The organism is Bartonella sp. AA83SXKL, assembly GCF_042196965.1.
Taxonomy (GTDB): Bacteria; Pseudomonadota; Alphaproteobacteria; order Rhizobiales; family Rhizobiaceae; genus Bartonella.
This window is the reverse complement of record NZ_JBHIRG010000119.1, coordinates 1-485: the sequence shown is the minus strand read 5'-3', so window position 1 is coordinate 485 and position 485 is coordinate 1. Positions and strand designations below refer to the sequence as shown.

Below are 485 nucleotides of genomic sequence, written 5' to 3'. Positions count from 1 at the left end.
TATTATGGCTATCATCCATACAAAGCTAATGGCAAGAATACTCTTTTAGCACTCTGTTAGCTTTTAAGCTAATAAGTCTTAATATTATAAAAAACCATAATTCATACGACAATCATAACAGAGATGTAAAAGCTGCGTTTATAATTTCTTTCTGAAAGAAATGCTTCTTCAAATAAAAAAGAGCGCAGTTTTTGATCACCCCCCTAATTCCTCCTTTAATTCCTGTGCTTCACTTCTTTTATTCTTCACTTTCTTTAAAATTTTTGAGCTGTTCTTGGTCTCGTATAAAACAGCTCTTTGTTTCCCCCAATAACGGTTCGTTCTGTAAACGGCTTATTTTAGCTCCTGTACAGATTGCTTCTTCCAGCTTCTGAATATTTTTTTTCAATTTACGATCTCGCAAACGGTTTATCCCCCACAAGATAGGGAGGGGTACAAAAATACAGGCCCAGAGAAAAACCGGGAGGAAAAATATCAGATAACCA

1 pseudogene is annotated in these 485 nt (G+C 35.3%); it reads right to left on the bottom strand.

Going from position 1 to position 485, the window contains the following annotated elements:
- Positions 1-238: 238 nt before the first annotated feature.
- Positions 239-485, bottom strand: a pseudogene (locus ACFINO_RS10045) (hypothetical protein); the annotation flags it as partial.